Origin of the sequence: Acidovorax sp. BLS4 (assembly GCF_032929295.1) — a bacterium.
GTDB lineage: Bacteria > Pseudomonadota > Gammaproteobacteria > Burkholderiales > Burkholderiaceae_C > Paracidovorax.
Genome location: NZ_CP136797.1, coordinates 2,765,773 through 2,781,041, shown reverse-complemented (window position 1 = coordinate 2,781,041; position 15,269 = coordinate 2,765,773). Strand labels below are relative to the sequence as shown.

The 15,269-nt window shown below is 67.9% G+C and carries 10 protein-coding genes; all 10 read right to left on the bottom strand.

The genetic code is table 11. The features are described from left to right. Positions 1-120: 120 nt before the first annotated feature. Complete coding sequence (locus tag R1Z03_RS12830) at positions 121-777, bottom strand: hypothetical protein (RefSeq protein WP_317351377.1); 657 nt, start codon at positions 775-777, stop codon at positions 121-123. Beyond that, positions 770-2,638, bottom strand: coding sequence for a 3'-5' exonuclease (locus R1Z03_RS12825; RefSeq protein WP_317351374.1), 1,869 nt, complete (start codon positions 2,636-2,638; stop codon positions 770-772). Before R1Z03_RS12825 ends, R1Z03_RS12830 begins: the two co-directional genes overlap by 8 nt. Before the next feature lie 426 nt (positions 2,639-3,064). Then, a complete protein-coding gene (locus tag R1Z03_RS12820; protein ID WP_317351371.1) occupies positions 3,065-4,051 on the bottom strand; it encodes a glycerophosphodiester phosphodiesterase family protein in 987 nt (328 codons plus the stop codon). A gap of 144 nt (positions 4,052-4,195) precedes the next feature. Then, a complete protein-coding gene (locus R1Z03_RS12815) occupies positions 4,196-6,202 on the bottom strand; it encodes an alpha/beta hydrolase domain-containing protein (RefSeq protein ID WP_317351369.1) in 2,007 nt (668 codons plus the stop codon). Between the two features lie 182 nt (positions 6,203-6,384). Next, the gene (locus R1Z03_RS12810; protein ID WP_317351366.1) at positions 6,385-7,998 is read right to left on the bottom strand and encodes a methyl-accepting chemotaxis protein; all 1,614 of its coding nucleotides are present in this window, start codon (positions 7,996-7,998) and stop codon (positions 6,385-6,387) included. A gap of 351 nt (positions 7,999-8,349) precedes the next feature. Next, entirely contained in the window at positions 8,350-9,087 is a 738-nt protein-coding gene (locus R1Z03_RS12805) for a glutathione S-transferase C-terminal domain-containing protein (RefSeq protein ID WP_317351365.1), read from the bottom strand. A gap of 132 nt (positions 9,088-9,219) precedes the next feature. Further along, on the bottom strand, positions 9,220-9,981 hold the full coding sequence (locus tag R1Z03_RS12800; RefSeq protein WP_317351362.1) for a 3-oxoacyl-ACP reductase: 762 nt from the start codon (positions 9,979-9,981) through the stop codon (positions 9,220-9,222). A 48-nt stretch (positions 9,982-10,029) separates the two neighbouring features. Then, positions 10,030-12,012, bottom strand: coding sequence for an ATP-dependent helicase (locus tag R1Z03_RS12795; RefSeq protein ID WP_317351359.1), 1,983 nt, complete (start codon positions 12,010-12,012; stop codon positions 10,030-10,032). A gap of 50 nt (positions 12,013-12,062) precedes the next feature. Further along, on the bottom strand, positions 12,063-12,248 hold the full coding sequence (locus R1Z03_RS12790; RefSeq protein ID WP_317351357.1) for a hypothetical protein: 186 nt from the start codon (positions 12,246-12,248) through the stop codon (positions 12,063-12,065). Further along, positions 12,245-15,208 carry a DNA topoisomerase III gene (locus R1Z03_RS12785; RefSeq protein ID WP_317351354.1) on the bottom strand — a complete coding sequence of 988 codons (2,964 nt, stop codon included), beginning with the start codon at positions 15,206-15,208 and terminating at the stop codon, positions 12,245-12,247. Before R1Z03_RS12785 ends, R1Z03_RS12790 begins: the two co-directional genes overlap by 4 nt. Between the last annotated feature and the right edge of the window lie 61 nt (positions 15,209-15,269).

The following is a 15,269-nucleotide window of genomic DNA, read 5'->3' as shown; positions in this document are numbered from 1 at the left end:
CCCAAACTAATATCATCGAGAATTTTTTGCGCGAGATATTGTTGATTCCGCATGAGCAAAAAATTTCAAATTACAGCATCCTGCAGCAGGCAATTTCTTTCTTGCGAACAAAATGCATATTTATTTAGCCCCCGTCAGATTAACAAAAGTAAACCCCTTCACAGGAATTGACCAATTCGAGATGGCACCAAAATCAAGAGTATGCAAAGTCAATATAATCCAAGCAAATAATAAAGCCAAGCTAACTTTTATAGGTGCGCGCCCCACCCCAAATGCTCGCAATATTAGAAAGTTGGTAAATCCTGAGCCGCGCTTCATAGCAAATCTTTTTCGAATCTCTTCATGAACTTCTTCGAAAGGACTGACGAACAAATCAAAAAAATGACCTGATTGCTTGGTCTGTATCTCCCGCAATTTCTTCTCATAGTGATCCACACGACTTTCCCACCATTCCTGCCAAAACTTCGCACCACATGCCATTTGAAGCTGATAAATGGAAACAAGAATTCCAGCAATACTTATCACCAACTCGACAAATGGCTTGCTAGCTTGGTTCTGTAGTGCAGCACCTAGCAAAACGCCTTGGAAGAGCATGAAAAAATTATTTCTTTGAATCAACTGATCAATTTCAAAATTTCTCGTATCGATACATATTTTATAAACTGCCTTGATCGATTCAATCTCTTCTTTCGAAGTTATTTCATCAATTAATGGATTATTTTTCATCGCTCCCCCTCTCAAATTAACATCAATGAATTTCAACAATTGTTCAAACATGATTCTTATGAAACCTCTCGACATTTGCAGTCAGCAATAACCTTTGCGTGGCTCTGGTCGACGCAACATATGCCAGACGTGCCTGCAACTCGATGTCCACCCCAGACCTCTCCACTTTATTTCGCTCATCACTCTGTACCACCGCCACCACCGCCCACTCCAACCCCTTACTCGCATGCATGGTCATGACCTTGATCGTGTCCTCCTCCGGCCGGTAATCCCCTGACCTCTTTCGCATCCGGTGCGGCAGCCCTTTTCGCACCAACGCCGCCGAGCATTCCTCCATCTCGCTGTAATGCCGGCAAAGCACCGCCATATCGCCCCACGCATGCCCTTGCGCATGCTGGTCCGCCAGCAATTCCGCCACCCGTGCGGCGCGCTCCGGCAGCGTGGGCAGGTCTATCACGATGGGCTCCGGGCCCTCTCGACCGCAGCTCATGGGTTGCAGCAGCGGGATGCCGTCCTCCCCGCCCACGGCGTCTTCGGGCTGGAGCAGGCCGCCGGCCATGCGGTGGGCCAGTTGCAGGATCTGCCGCGTGTTGCGGTAGTTGATCTTCAGGATGGTGGTGCGGCCCTGGGCCTGGATGCCGACGCTTTTCAGGCTGAAGCTTTTCTTGTCGGCGCGGTCGTAGATGCTCTGCGCGTCGTCGTACAGCAGCAGCAGGCTGTTGGTGGCCGGGTCCACCATCTGGGTGACGAGCTTGAGCCATTCGGGCGCGAAGTCGTGGCCCTCGTCGATGAGGATGGCGTGGTACTGGCCGGCGGGAATGTGGCCCGCGTCCACGCCGTGGATCACGCGCTGCACGTACTCGGCCATCAGCTTGTCCACGGGCCAGCGCTGCGTGCCCTCGGGCAGCAGGTGGTAAGCCACCAACTGGTCGCGGCACCATTTGTGGAAGTGGCGCACGTGCACGCGGTCTTGCAGTCCCTTGGCCTGGAAGGTGGCCGCCAGCTTCACGCCCAGCGGCTCGTTGTAGCAGAGGATGAGAATGGGCTTGGCGCCCGCCGTCTGCGTCTGCGCCAGGTGTTCGGCGCGATAGCCGAGGATCATGGTCTTGCCCGATCCCGCCACGCCGTGGATCACGCGGTGGCCGTCGCCCAGGCTGCGGGCGAGCTGCTCCTGCTGCAGGTCCATCACCCGCATGATGCCGGGCAGGCGGGCGTCTTCATCTTCGTCGCTGTCGCCCCCCTCTCCGCCCGTGCCCTGCCCGAACAGGCTTTGCTGCTGGGGCACGCGCACTTCGGGGAACAGGATCCACCGAACGCGGTCGAGCTGCGGCAGGGTGATGGCGCTCTTGCGGCCGAAGGTGTGCGGGTACATGGCCCACAGGCGCTGCTGAAAGGCCTCGGCGTCCACGTCTTCAAACATCTCGTCCTTGCAGATGGCCAGGTGGGACGGAATCGCCTCGCCCAGGCCCGCGCCCTCGAATTGCTTGCGGGTGATATGGGTGAAGACCACGCCGTGGCCCCAGGGGAAGGCGAGCTTGCCTTGGTAGGGGCCTTCGCCCTGCACCAGTTGCGGGTCGCGCTCCAGCGCATTGACGACCTGGATCGCGCAGTGGCGCGCCTGCTGCAGCGGGCTCATGACGACTTTGAGCTGGCCCTCGGGCGCGATCTCGAAGCGTTCGCGCGTGGCGTTGCGGATGGTGTCCAGGCGCCAGTCCTTCACTTCCAGGATGAGCGCGCCGCGGCGGGGATGCAGCACCACGAAGTCGGGGCGGGTCTGCTTGGGGCCGATGGGCACGTCCCACCAGAGCAGGTAGTCGTCCTCCAGCTTCTGCTCCAGCCGCTCGGCCAGGCGGCGCTCGCCCGAGGTCATGCGGCCCGCGCAGGCGCCCAGCGCCGGTATCAAGGTTGCCATTCCATCCCCCCAGCCCTCCCGATTTATGTATCTGTCTGTTGCAGCTTATAGCGGGAGTGGCTGATTTCTAACTGACGGAAACCCCGGGATGGCGTTCGGGTAAAGCGCCATCGCACAGATGGAGCCATGAGAAAAAATGGCCTCCAGCGCATATCTTTCTAGGGCGTATAGCTATTAATTTAATAGCAACCCAAATACGACGCCGAGTGGGAAGAGAGAGGCCAAAAACCGCGATGGACCAGGCGTGTCGCGCTGATCTCGCAGGCAGCACTTAGCAAATACTTGCACGAGGGCTGCGGCCCGTGCGGAGTCCGCCGCACACGGGCGAGCCGGTCTTCGGCACCCAGGGCGGGTGCCACGCGCCGGCAGGCCACCGGCCGGCGCGCTGCCGGCGGCCGCCTGCCAAAAGGCGACCAGCCGGCTGGCTTACTTGTTCACGAACGCATTGCGCGCCGCCACCGCCAGGTCCGGGTAGTTGGCGAACATGCCGTCCATGCCCATGTCCAGGTAGCTGCGGAACTCGGTGGCGGCCGTGGCGGCGTTGGCCTGGGCGAAGGTCCAGCCGTGCACCTTGAGGCCGGCGGCGTGGGCCTGGTCGATGTAGTCCTTGGTGATCGGGTACGCGGCGGTGTTGATGACCACGCCGATGCCTTCGGTGAAGCCGGCCACTTCCTTGAACGTGAGCTGCGTGACGGTGCTGCCGGAGATCACGCCCATGCGTGGCGTGCCATCGGCGGCCTTGGCGGCCACGCCCAGCAGGATGAGGGGCATCTTGCTGTTCTGCGCGGTCTGCTTGGTGCGCAGGCTGCGCAGCGTGGCGTCGCTGAACGACTGGATGTAGACCTTGCTGTCGGCGTTGTAGCCGTTGTCCTTCAGCGTTTTGAGGATGCCGTCTTCCATCACCGGGTCGGCCTGTTTGGCCTCGGGGTACAGGCCCACTTCGCGGCCCACGGCGGTGGATTGCTTCTTGGCGAAGTCCACCACCTCCTGGAAGGTGGGCACCTGGAAGGGGTTGGCGGCGCTGGGCGCAAAACCCGGGTAGCTGGTCTTGCCGGTGCCGGTGGGCACCACGGTCAGGGTGCGGATTTCCGCGAGGGTGAAGTCGGCCACCTTGTAGCCGCCGTTGCGCTGCGCGAACAGCGTGGCGACATTGGTGGTGCGGTTGAGCGTGTCGTCGTGGATGGCGACGAGGGCGCCGTCCTTGGTGATCTGCAGGTCGGGCTCGATGAAGTCGGCGCCCATGCGGATGGCCAGTTCATAGCCGGCCAGGGTGTGCTCGGGCAGGTAGCCGCTGGCGCCGCGGTGGGCGATGACCTGCGGCTGGGCGGGCGGCGCGTCGTCGTTGCCGCCGCAGGCGGTGAGCGCCAGCGTGGCGAGGCAGAGCGCGGCGATCCAGGATTTCTTGGGGTGCATGCCAGGGGCTTTCATCAAGGTCAAACAAAGCCACTGACTTTAGGCGCCCGCCATGGCGGGGCCATGACAGTTGAGCGACACCCCGCGGCAGCCGCCCCCGGCAGGCAGGTGGTGTCCCTGCCGCCAGGCGCGCTGGCCGCCTTTTCAGCGCAGGCGCGCCAGCGTGCCGGCCTCGGCTTCGCGCACGGCCGCCTGCGCATCGGCGGGCAGCAGCAGGCGATCGCGCTCCAGGCGCCAGGCGGCGGCGCGCACGGCGGCGAGGTAGGCGTCCGGCGTGGGGTAGCGCTCCGCCAGCGACGGGCGCGGATCGCCGCTGGCCAGGCGCTCGGCGCGCGTGGCGGCCAGCGGCAGCGTGGCGCCCAGCTGGGTGCAGATGCCGGTGGGGTCGCTCGTCTTGGCGTTCCAGCCCACGTAGGTGGCGCGCGGCGCGGCCGCGGCGGGCAGGCGCACGGCGCCTTCGGCGATGCCGTCGGCATCGGTGCGGGGCACGAGCACGGGGTATTCGCCCAGCACGCGCGGCAGGCCGGTGGCCGCATCCGTGCGGAACGAGGGCACGGCGTGGCCCCGGTAGCCCAGGGCGGCGATGCCGCGGTACTGCCCCGGGTCGCCAGCGCGCACCAGCGTGCCATCGGCCACGCTGGGGTAACGGCTGGCGGGCGGCTCGGCGCCGCTGGCCACCCAGTCGTTCATGCCGGCCAGCAGCGCGCGCATCAGTGGGCCGGGGTAGATGGGCGAGGTGGGCAGGCGGCAGCCGGGCTGGGGCTTGGCCACGGCGTCGGCCGCGGCGAAGTGCTGGGTGCCGGCGACCAGATAGGCACGCACCTCGGGCGGCAAGCCCAGGTGGTGGCCGCGCGCATCGGTCACGCTCTGGCTCGCGTGCGAGGCCCACATTTCGTATTCGGAGTCCACCTGCATGATGCGCGGGCAGCTTGCCGTGGCGCGGCAGCGCTGCAGCAGGCCGTCGGTGCGGCCGGTCTGCGGATCGGTGCTGGCTTCGTAGGCCATGGGGAACTGGTCCACCGGGTACAGGTGGTCGGTGTTGGGGCCCGGGTTGCGCGCGGGCTGGCCGAAGCGCGCGCTCGTGAAGCTGCGGCGCCCGCCGGGAATCTGCAGCAGCAGGCCGTCGTACACGGGCCGGTGGTCGGCCGATTCGTTGAAGCCCAGGTAGACGAAGTCGCGCAGCACCCGGCCCGACTGCGAGATGCCGGTGCCCAGCAGGTGCCGCATCTGCGGCTGGCCGCCGTGGGCGAGCGGGTTGGCGGCGCTGCCGTCGTGGCGCAGGTAGTGGGCCACGTCGCGCAGCGCGGCCAGGCCCAGGCCCATCACCTGCGGGTCGCGCGCGGTGTAGGTGAACTCGTAGATGGCGTCGGCCGGCTGGCGGGCAGGGCGGGTGATTTCCAGCGTCTGGTCGTCCACGAAGCGAAAGGTCAGGCCCGCGGGCTGCGTGCGCTCGTCCTGCGCGCGCGGGCGCACCGTGAGGCGCGCGCCTTCGCGCGTGGCCGCCGGGTAGGCGAGCTTGACGGTCTGCACGGCCTCGGCCTGCCTGGGCGTGAACACCCATTCATCGCGCGAGGGGCCGGTCACGCCGGCCAGCACGGGCACGTTCAGGCCCAGCAGCGCCGCGCCTTTGCTGCCGCCCGAGACGGGCAGGTCGCCCTGCCAGCCGATCCAGGCCAGCGTGTAGCCCTGCGCCAGCAGGAAGCCGGCGCCGGCATCGGCCGCCTGCTGCAGGCGGCCATAGGTGGCGGGTGCGTCGTCGTACGCCGGGCCGATGAGCTTGCGGCCCCGGTTGGGCACCTCGACCAGCAAGGTGCCGTTGGGGCGCTCGGGCTGCAGGATCACCACGTCGGCCACGGCGGTGACGCGGCCCGCCGCGTCGCGCGGAGCGAGCGCGATGTCGGCGATGCCCGCGTTGCGCGGGTCGGCCGGGTCCACCGCGAAGGTGGCGCGCGCCACGGTCTTGCGCGCGGTGCCGCGCTCGCCGAAGCTGCGCGCCTGCAGCGCGGGGGCCTCGCTGGACAGCACCTCGAACCGGGTGACCTGCGCCGCCGCGGGGGCCAGCAGGCCGCCGCCCAGCGCGATGGCACCCAGGGTGCGCCACACGGCGCGCGCGCCGGGTTGAAAGAAAAAGCGTTCGACAGCAGCAGTCACCACATACATCCTTTTGCGACGGCGGTGCCGCAATCGCACCGCCCCATGACAGCGCGCCCGCAGGGAACGCGCCAGGGGAACAGGGCCGCGCCGATCCGCGCAGCGCCCCTGCCCAATGCGCTACGCCAGGCGCAGCGCCCTACCCAATGCGCTACGCCAGGCGCAGCGCCCCATCCAATGCGCTACGCCAGGCGCAGCGCGTGGCCGCCGGGCAGCGCGTGGCCACCAGGCAGGGCCCCAGCCGCGGCCTGCACGCGGAACACCGACACCAGTTCGGCCAGGTGGCGCGCCTGGTCGTTGAGGGCGTTGGCCACGGCGGCCGATTCCTCGACGAGCGCCGCGTTCTCCTGGGTGACCTGATCGATCTGGGCCACGGCCTGGTTCACCTGCTCGATGCCCGAGCGCTGCTCCTGCGAGGCGGCGGTGATCTCTTCGATGATGGTGCGCACCTGCTGCACCGCGCCCACGATCTCGGTCATGGTGTGGCCGGCGCGGTCCACCAGGCCCGAGCCGTCGCGCACCTTGGCGACGGACACTTCGATCAGGCCCTTGATCTCCTTGGCCGCCTGGGCGCTGCGCTGCGCGAGCGTGCGCACCTCGCTGGCCACCACGGCGAAGCCCCGGCCCTGGTCGCCCGCGCGGGCCGCCTCGACGGCCGCGTTGAGCGCGAGGATGTTGGTCTGGAACGCGATCGAGTCGATCACGGCGATGATCTCGGAGATGCGGCTGGAGCTTTCCGAGATGCCGCGCATGGTGTCCACCACGTCGCCCATGACGGCGCCACCGCGCTCGGCGATGCTCGATGCATTGTTCGCCAGTTCGCCCGCGCGCAGGGCGTTCTCGGCGTTCTGCGTCACGGTGCCCGTGAGCTGCTCCATGCTGGCCGCGGTTTCCTGCAACGACGAGGCCTGCGACTCGGTGCGCGACGACAGGTTCATGTTGCCCGAGGCGATCTCGCTCGCGGCGTGGCGGATTTCCTCGGTCCCGCTGCGGATGTTGCCGATCAGTTGCGCCAGGCGGGCCTGCATGGTGTGCATGGCCTGCATCAGGCTGTGCGGGTTCCTGCCCGAGGTGGCCACGGCCACGGTGAGGTCGCCGTCCGCGATGCGCGCGGCCACCTCGGCGGCCTGCGTGGGCTCGCCGCCCAGGCTGCCGGTCACGCTGCGGATGATCAGCAGCATGGTGCCGTGGATGGCGCCGCCCACCAGCAGCACGATGACGAGCAGCTGGCCGATGGTCTTGTAGAAGGCGGTCTGGATGTCGCCCACCATCACGCCGGCCATCACATGCCAGTCCCACGGCGCGTAGTAGCGCACGAAGGTGACCTTCTCCAGCCGCTCCACGGTGCCGTCGGGCAGCGTCACCCCCGCCTGGTACGAGACGAAGCCCTGGCCGTTCTTCTTGCCCATGTCGGCCAGCTCGCGGTAGTAGGCCTTGCCCTGCGGGTCCTTGCGGTCGCCCACATTGGTGCCGATCAGGCCCTTGCCCGTGGGGTGCATGAGCATCAGCGGCGCCGAATCGATCACGAACAGGAAGTTCTTGCCGTTGTCGAATCGCAGCGTGGCCAGGCGCGCCAGCGCCTGCTCCTTGGCGGTGGCCACGTCCATGCGGCCCGCGGCCACTTCGGCGGCGTAGTTCTCGATCAGGCTGTAGCCCAGGTCCACCACGTTGTGCACGGCCGCCTGGCGCTCTTCGGTCACCACGGTGCGCGCATGGAACGCGGCCCACGCACCCAGCAGGAACAGGCCCAGCCACATCAGGATCAGGGCCAGGGTCAATTTGGTTTTAAGTCGCATGGAGGTCACGGTGGGGCCAGCGGTCCGGTGAGGACGGGCAAGGGGTGGGAATGGGAGGGACGGCGCATCGGCGAAGGGCCCCCGGAATTCCCGGGTTACCACCAATGGCACAGCGAACGAAAAGTCATTATTTCATCGAAAAGTTACGTTTGTTTGCAAAAAATACCTATGGGTTGGTCGGTGTCCAAAGCCCCAGGCCTGCCATGCCCGGCGAGCCGCCCCCAAGCAAAAAGGGCCAGCGCATGCCGCGCTGGCCCCAGGGTGGGATATTGATGAAAATCGGCCTCCAGCACATATTCGACTAGGGCATACAGCTATTCTTTTAATAGCGTCAGGACACCGCCTGCACCCTCACCCGCGCTGCGGGATCTCCAGCCCGCGCACCACGGCCGGCCGCGCCAGGAAGGCGGCCAGCACGCGCTGCACCTGGGGGAAGGCATCGAAGTCCACCAGCTCGCGCGCCTCGTAGAAGCCCACCAGGTTGCGCACCCACGGAAAGACGGCGATGTCGGCGATGGTGTAGTCGTCGCCCAGGATCCAGCCGCGCCCGGCCAGGCGCTGCTCCAGCACGCCCAGCAGGCGCCTGGACTCGGCCACGTAGCGGTCGCGCGGGCGCTTGTCCTCGTAGTCCTTCCCGGCGAATTTATGGAAGAACCCGAGCTGGCCGAACATGGGGCCGACGCCGCCCATCTGCCACATGACCCACTGCAGGGCCTCGTAGCGCGCGGCCGGGTCCTGCGGCAGGAAGCGGCCGGTCTTCTCGGCCAGGTAGACCAGGATGGCGCCCGATTCGAACAGCGCCAGCGGCCGCCCGCCCGGGCCATCGGGGTCGAGGATGGCGGGGATCTTGTTGTTGGGGTTGAGCGAGAGGAACTCGGGCGAGAACTGGTCGTTGGTGTCGAAGCGCACCAGGTGCGGCTCGTACGGCAGGCCCAGCTCCTCCAGCAGGATGGAGACCTTCACGCCGTTGGGCGTGGGCAGCGAATACAGCTGCAGCCGCTCGGGGTGGCGCGCCGGCCACTTGGCGGCGATGGGGTGGGTGAGGGGGCGGGCGGTGGCGGGGGCGGATGTGGTGGGCGTCGTCGTCATGGTTTTTTGCGGGCCTCGGGTGAGCGGCCGGGGTGGCCGGACGGGGATCGAACAGGCGTCGAACCGGGGCGTTCATTACACCCCCGGGGCCGGCGGCGGCGCAGGCGCCGCGCGCAGTAACCCCAAGGCCGCTCAGCCCTTCACCAGCCCGCTGTCCACGATGAGGTTCTGCCCGGTCACGGCGCGCGACCAGGGCGAGAGGAAGAACAGCACCGCGTCGGCGAACTCGGCCGGCGTGGTCACGCGGCGCAGCGGGGTCATGCCGGCGATGAGGTCGAACACCGCCTCGGGCGTGGCGCGGCTGGCGTCGGTGGTGCGCAGCAGGCCGCCCGACACCATGTTCACGGTGATGCCGTGCGGCCCCAGGTCGTTGGCCGCCGTGCGGGTGAGCGACAGCAGCGCGGCCTTGGCGGCGGTGTAGTCGTGGTAGGGCACCACGGGGTTCTGGAACAGGTTGGTGCCCACGTTCACGATGCGCCCGAAACCCTGCGCGCGCATGGCGGGCAGCGCGGCCTGCAGGGTGTTCAGCGCGCCCTTCACGGCGCCGTCGATCTGCTGCTGAAAGCGCTCCCAGGCGATGTCGCCGATCTGCGGGCGCGCGTCGCCATCGAAGCGGAACTGCGCGAGCGCGTTGTTGACCACCGCACTGACGGGCTGGCCGGTGCGCTCGTGCGCCTGGGCGAACAGGCGCTGCACGGCGGCGGCATCGGTCACGTCGGCCTGCAGGGCGATGGCGCGCGGGCCCAGTTCTTCGGCCAGGGCGCGGGCGGCCGTGTCGCTGGTCAGGTAGTTGATGACCACGCCGGCGCCTTCGCGCGCCAGCGCCCGGGTGATCGATTCGCCCAGGCCCCGGGCACCGCCGGTGACCAGGACCCATTGTTCGGACAGTTGCATGGTGGTGTCGCTCGCGTGGGGTGAAAAAAGGACCGGGGCCGGGCGTGGTCAGGCCGACGCGGCATACCCCAGCGGTTGCAGAAAGGCGCCGGGCTGCGCGCGGTGGCACAGCAGCGTGAGCTGCTGGCGCGCCCGGGTCATGCCGACGTAGAGGGTGTTCTTTTCCTGCGCGTAGGGCGCCTGCGGCACGGGGAACACGCCCTGCTCCAGGAACGGGATCACCACGTGGTCGAACTCCAGGCCCTTCACGTCCTCGATGTTGGCCAGGACCAGGCTGGCGGTGCTGCGCAGCTCGCGCTGGCGCTGCTCGGCGCGGTTCAGGTGCAGGAAATAATCGCGCGCGCTGGCAAAGCCCTTCGCCGCCTCGCACAGGCCGGCCAGGTTGGCGAGGGCGTCCTCGCGCCGCTGGCGCGAGACGAACACCTCGCGGATCACGGCGTCGATCTGCAGGGCCTGCAGCAGGCGCGGCAGGGTGTCCTGGCCGCCCGCCTCGCGCGCCACCTCCAGGGCCTTGCGCAGGCGCCGCTGCATGGCGGGCTCGACGTTGGCCACGATCTGGTGGGTGAAGAAGTTCTGCAGGAACAGCGGGTTGTCGGTCACGCTGCGGATGGCGTCCTCCAGCAGGGCCTGCTGCGATTCGTGCTCGCGCCCGGCCACGACGATGCGCGCGCCGCAGAAGAACACCAGCGCCCGCATGAGCTTGTCGCGCGTGCGCGGCTCGGAGACGCTGTCGAAGTTGTCGGTGGCCACGGCCAGCAGGCCGCGCACCAGCAGCACCTCGGGCCGCAGCAGGTAGCTGTCGAAGCCGCTCACGGTGTAGGGCACGTTGTCGGCCAGCAGCCGGTTCTCGATGCCCACCGACTGGTTGGAGTGGCGCAGCAGCACGGCAAAGCCCGCCATGCGGGCGCGGGGCCGGGCGCGCCACTGCTGGGCCGCCTGCGCGACGAGGTCCACGCAATGGGCGGCATCGTCGTAGGGCCGCAGTTCCACCGCGGTGTCGTGCCCGGCGAGCGAGTCGTAGGGCTTGGCCGCCAGCCGCCCGGCCTTGGCCGCGAGCTTCTTGCCGAAGCGGTGGCTGGGCGTGAGCCGCAGGCGCGCCACGGGGCGGCCGGTGTGCGCAGTGATGGCATCGCCCATGAAGGCGGCATCGGCCCCGTGGGCGCCGTAGATGACCTGGTCGCGGTCGCCCACGCCGCAGAAGGTGCACTGCGTGGTGTCCAGCAGCTCGCGCAGCACGCGGAACGCGGCCTCGTTCATGTCGTGCATCTCGTCGACCAGCACGGCCTGCACGCCGCGCGGCCAGCGCGGCAGGCTGGCCGCGGTGTCGCCGCCGTGCAGGCGCCGGGCCAGGTCGTAGGTGGCATCGAAGGGGCCGCGAAACAGCGGCTCGTCGGCCAGCTCGCGCCGGCGGATGCGCTCGTAGGCCAGGAACACCTTGAGCTGCGTGTAGCCCACGCCGATGGCGGCCGCGTGCTCGGGCGAGGCCGGGCCGCCCTCGCGCTCCAGCTCGTCCTTCATCGTGCCCTTGAGCCACACGCTGGTCGCCAGGAACTCCTCCACGAAGCCGGTGTCGCCCAGCGTGGGCAGCAGCAGCTCCTCGCGCCAGCGCTCGTGCTCGTTGTCTTCCACGCGCTGCACGGCTTGCCAGACGAAGGGGCGCAGCTCCTCCAGGTGGCGGTGGTGCGGCACGGGGGCCTCGTACTGGTCGGCCAGCATTTCGGCGCAGAAGGCATCGAACGTGGCGATGCGAAAGCGCTGCGCCACGGGCGCGGGCACGCCGACCTTGCGCAGCGCGGCCTGCAGCGCCTGGCAGGCGGTGGCGGTGTGCGTGAGGGCCAGGCAGCGCTCGGGCGCCACGCCGCGCGCCCAGGCCTGCCCCATGCGCAGGGCAAGCGTGGTGGTCTTGGCCGCGCCGGCGTTGGCCTCGATGACCAGCGTGCGCTCGGCGGACTGCTGGATCGCCAGTTGCTCGGCCGTGGGGTCGATCTGCCTGGCCTGGAAAAGGGGAACGGTGGGGGGGGTGGTCGCCAAAGGGATTCTTTTCAGGCAGGGCCCCGGCGCGGGCGCAGGGCGCGAAGGCCTCAGCGCCGGCGCTCGGCGCTCACGTCGATTTCGCCGAAGACGGTGACACCGTTCGAGCCCTGCCCGCCGATGCCGTGCGTGCCGCGCGACGGCGCCTCGGACGGCGCGCCGCCCGCGCAGCCGGCCAGCAGGCCCACGAAGGCCAGGGCCGCCAGGCAGCGGGCGAAGCGGGCGAGCGCGTTCATGCCTCGCCCCCCAGGTGCTTGCCCAGGATGCCGGCCAGCTCGAACATGGTGACCTGGTCCTTGCCGAACACGGGGCGCAGCTTGGCGTCGGCGTTGATGGCGCGTTTGTTGGTGGCGTCCTGCAGGCCGTTGGCCTTGATGTAGTCCCACATCTTCTTCACGGCCTCGGGCCGGGCAACCGGTTCCGGCCCGATCACCGCCGCCAGGGCGGCACTCGGGGCCTTGCCGGCCGCGGGCTTGCGCGGCGCCTTGGGTGCGGCCGGGGCCTTCTTGGCGGCGGCTTTGGCAGCGGTCTTGGCGGCAGGCTTTGCCGCCTTCTTGGCCGCGGCCGACATCTTGGCGGCCGCGCCTGCGCCGGCCTTTGCAGCGAAGGTCTTGCGCGGCGGGAATTTGCTCTCGCGCTGCTCGAACTCGAAGTTCACCTTGCCCGCCTCCTTGTCCCAGGCGAGGAACGCCTTGAACGCCCGGCGCGTGCGCATGCTCACGAACTTGTCGAGCAGGTCGGTCTTGCCGGTGGCCAGCAGCTTGCTCATCTGCGCGCGCTCCACGGGCTGCTGCAGGATGATCTTGCCGCTCTTGAAGGTGCAGCTGGGCGTGGGCTGCGCCGCCGTGGGCACGGCCTTGCTGCACACGTAGTTGCTGCCGTGCTCGTACACGGGCGCGCCGCACACCGGGCAGGCGCCCAGGCTTTCCTGGTCCGAGAAATCGACCAGCTCGCCCGATTCCTCGGCGTTCTTGTCGTCGCCGAAATCGAACTCCAGCTTGTAGTTGTGCGCCTCGTCGTCGTAGACGATGCCCACCTCGGCCGTGAAAGGCCAGCCGGCCTTGGAGCGAAAGCCCTCCAGCGGGCCGATCTTCTTGTCGCGCAGCAGCTGGTCGGCCTCGGCGGTCTCGAAGGTGCGGCCGGCCGGCGACTTGCCGAACGAGAAGCCGCAGGCGTCCGAGCCGTCGCCGGCCTTGCCCACGCAGGCGTAGCGGCGGTAGTTCTCCTTGACCACGCCACCGCAGTTGGGGCACGGCGCGGAGAGCGTGGCGTAATCGCCGGGAATGGTGTCGCGGTCGTATTCCTTGGCCTTCTTGACCATGCGTTCGGTCATCCGGGCGATGTCGGCCATGAAGGCCTCGCGGCTGAGCAGGCCCTTTTCCATCTGCGAGAGCTTGAACTCCCAGTCGCCCGTGAGGTCGGCGCGGCACAGTTCCTCGACCTCCAGCCCGCGCAGCAAGGTCATGAGCTGGAAGGCCTTGGCCGTGGGGATCAGCTCCCGGCCCTCGCGCAGCATGTACTTTTCGGTCAGCAGCCCTTCGATGATGGCCGCGCGCGTGGCCGGGGTGCCCAGGCCCTTTTCCTGCATGGCCGAGCGCAGTTCCTCATCGTCGATCTGCTTGCCCGCGCTTTCCATGGCGCCCAGCAGCGTGGCTTCGGAGTAGCGCGCGGGCGGCTTGGTCTTGAGGCCCTTGGGCTCCACGAAGTCGGTGCGCACCATCTCGCCGGGCTGCACGGGCACGAGGTTCTGGCCCTTGTCGCCTTCCTTGGCGCCCTCCACCTCGTCGGCGGCCTCCTTGCCGTAGATGGCCAGCCAGCCGGGCCGCACCAGCACCTTGCCCTCGGTCTTGAAATGGTGGTTGACCACTTGGCTCACCCGCGTGGTGACCATGTATTCCGCGCTCGGGAAGAACACCGCCATGAAGCGGCGCACCACCAGGTCGTACAGCTTCTGCTCGGCCTCGGACAGCCCGCTCGGGGCCTGCAGCGTGGGGATGATGGCGAAGTGATCGCTGACCTTGCTGTTGTCGAAGATGCGCTTGTTGGGCTTCACATAGTTGCCGTCCAGCGCTTGGCTGGCAAAGGGCGCCAGGTGGCGCATGCCGCTCGTGGCCAGCATGCCGAAGGTGTCGCGCGCCACGGGCAGGTAGTCCTCGGGCAGGGCGCGCGAGTCGGTCCGCGGGTAGGTCAGGGCCTTGTGGCGCTCGTACAGGCTTTGCGCCAGGGCCAGCGTGGTCTTGGCGCTGAAGCCGAACTTGCCGTTGGCCTCGCGCTGCAGGCTGGTCAGGTCGAACAGCAGGGGCGAGGACTGCGAGGTGGGCTTGGATTCCTCGGTGACGCTGGCCGCCTTGCCGCGCACCGCATCGGCGATGGCCACGGCGTCGGCATGGTTCCAGATCCGGTCGGCCTTCGCCTCGGGGTCTTCGCTCTTCTTCCACTGGGGGTTGAACCACTTGCCCAGGTACTCGCCCGCCTCGGCATGGAAGCCCGCGTGCACTTCCCAATAGTCGCGGCTCACGAACTTGCGGATCTTTTCCTCGCGCTCGACCACCAGCGACAGCGTGGGCGTCTGCACCCGGCCCACGGTGGTGAGGAAGAACCCGCCGTCGCGCGAGTTGAAGGCCGTCATGGCCCGCGTGCCGTTGATGCCCACCAGCCAGTCGGCCTCGGAGCGGCTGCGCGCGGCGTGGGCCAGGCCCTGCATCTGCTGCTCGGAGCGCAGTGCCTCGAAGCCGTCGCGGATGGCCTGCGGCGTCATCGACTGCAGCCACAGGCGCTTGACCGGCTTGCCCAGTCCCTTGCCGTCGGGCTTGGAGCCGCCGGCGTACTGCTCGATCAGCCGGAAGATCAGCTCGCCCTCGCGGCCCGCGTCGCAGGCGTTGATGAGCTGGGTGACGTCCTTGCGCTTGGCCTGGCGCACCACGGCCGACAGGCGGCTCTTGGTCTTGTCCACGGGCTTCAGGTCGAAATACGGCGGGATCACGGGCAGGTGGGCGAAGCTCCACTTGCCGCGCTTGACGTCGAATTCCTCGGGCGCCTGGATCTCCACCAGGTGGCCCACCGCGCTGGTGACCACGTAGCGGTCGTTCTCGAAATGGTCCTCGTGCTTGTCGAACTTGCCCGCCACGGGGGTGAGCGCGCGCACGATGTCCTGGGCCACCGAGGGTTTTTCTGCAATTACCAGTGTCTTGGTCATGTTGTGGGTTTCGCCGTTGAAAGGCGCTTCTACAATCCGCTTCTCACACGCGTACACGCGC